Annotated in this window: 1 protein-coding gene; it reads right to left on the minus strand. The window is 44.6% G+C overall.

Annotated features, from left to right (window positions below; genetic code table 11):
• The coding region (locus ACN0IC_RS15180; protein ID WP_416879596.1) for a hypothetical protein at positions 1–1811 on the minus strand (1811 nt) is incomplete at its 3' end.
• Positions 1812–2002: the final 191 nt, after the last annotated feature.

Genomic DNA, 2002 nt, shown 5'->3' on the forward strand with positions numbered 1-2002 from the left:
GGAGGTAAACTATTTTCTTTCCTACCTTGAATGTGATTGCGGTAAATCTGCTCACCGTTTATTTCAGAATCACTGTAACTACGAACAGGATTAGTTTTTGTTTTTATTTTTTCATTACATACTTGCATTACATTAGAGTAGAGTAATTGAGAAACGCTCTCTATGTCAGGCACTGTGGCCAAATTAGCAAGGTGTTTGTTACTTAATCTGTTTGCTACGTCTTTCGCTTGATCTTGAACAAATTGCCACCAAGTGACGTATTCTTGCCTAATAGTAACTTTCTTACCGTCTGGTCCAGTAGGCAAAGCAACAGCATTTCCATAACACCAGTCCACCGCATTTGAAACTGCAATTTTAATCAGTTTCTCCAGGTTTTGTGACTTACTCGCAATTTGCATAGCGAGGTCTTTATCTCCAGTCACATGCAACGTGTCTTGCAGCCGATACACGTGGGCCAAACTATTGACAAATGCCAACTGCACATTGGTCATAACAGCGCGTATCTCTAGCGGAGACATTTTGTTTAAATGCATGTGGTTATTGCGGACATGTTTGTTCAGAGTGTACAGGCACCGCACTAATGGACTCACTTCACAAAGTTTGTTCATTAGTTTATCAATTTTCTTCAATGACTCATTGACATGCATTTTGTCACTTTCATTCATACGATCGCTGGTCCGGACAGGTTTTAATTTAAACTCTGTCCAGCTTTTTATCAGTCGGGTGAAAGATTCTTGCTCACTCCCCAACATACGAAGATTTAGCTCGAAATTATGCATTTTATTCCAATATTTACCTAAAATCCTACTGAGCTTTTCTCGGTCTAAGATGTGAAACCCTTGACTGTCAGTTTGTGGTTCAGAAACCACGCTCAATGTGCGGAATTCATTTTCATCATCAGAATCAGGAAAAGGATTTAGAGATTGATCTGTGGCTGTTAAAAAAGTCTCATTCACAGCACCTGAGGTGTGTAGCAAGAGACCTAAATTATCACTTTGGTCATAATTATGATTTATCTTTTCTTTTTGCCAGACTCTATTTTGCAACTGCAATCCCGGGGATCTGCGGCCCTCACCCTGCCCCAACAGTGGCCGAGCAAGGCCAGCTTGACTCCGCCCAAGAAATGCAGTGCCAGGCTCAGCCCCAACAGAAAGCTGCAGTGGCTGTACGGGTTCTACGGTGACTGGGGCCGCGCCACTGCCCTGCCCTATGGGACCAAGGACATTGCCGCGGCCTGGTTCAGTGCCCTGATCACCGACTGCTCCTGCATACGGCACATGCCCCAGCTGTCCGCGGTCATCAAACATCAGATCTGAAAAATCTGGTGCATGGCCGCGACTCTCAGTCCCATCAATTGCTGCAGGTGAGTGGCCAAGACGAACGGGTATCACATGGTCCCTTTGGCCACTTACCATTTCATGTTCAAAGGTTTGCCCTGCACTGAGAATGGTGGCAGGCAAAGGTGGGGGGAAGTTGTACTGCCCTCGCTGGTGCTGCACTGAGCCAGCACCTATGACACCACTGGGGAGACCCTGCAGAGCTTGGCTGGGTCCTGGAACATCTTCTACGGCTTCTCCACCAACAGGTTGAAAGACAAGCTGTTGGCCAGAAGCATTTTGGGGAACAAATGTTTGAGGAGAAGTGTTCTCAGAGACAATTGCGTCATCCAAATGTGACTGCGTAACTGTGCGGCTCATGACGAAATATTCTGTGAAAACTCGAAATAAACGTTTCCGTTTTTCCTTGTTTACTGTTTTTAGTTTATTAAACCGTTCTGTTGCTAAAATATTGTGACTTCTTAGACGCTTCAAATATTTGTTCCCAGGCAGCATTTAAAATAAGACTAACGCTAAAATTAGTTGTGCGAGTGCATGCACTACAATAAAACACGAGATTACTGCGACTAAACCCAAGCAAAATTTCCACTTTGGATGCTTTCTTGGGCCATTTGTATCAATGGTGGCAGTTTCTCCTGCCCCAGACACAAACGGAATTAGTTCTC

The sequence above is a fragment of the Litorimonas sp. genome (assembly GCA_029936425.1).
GTDB lineage: Bacteria > Pseudomonadota > Alphaproteobacteria > Caulobacterales > Maricaulaceae > Litorimonas.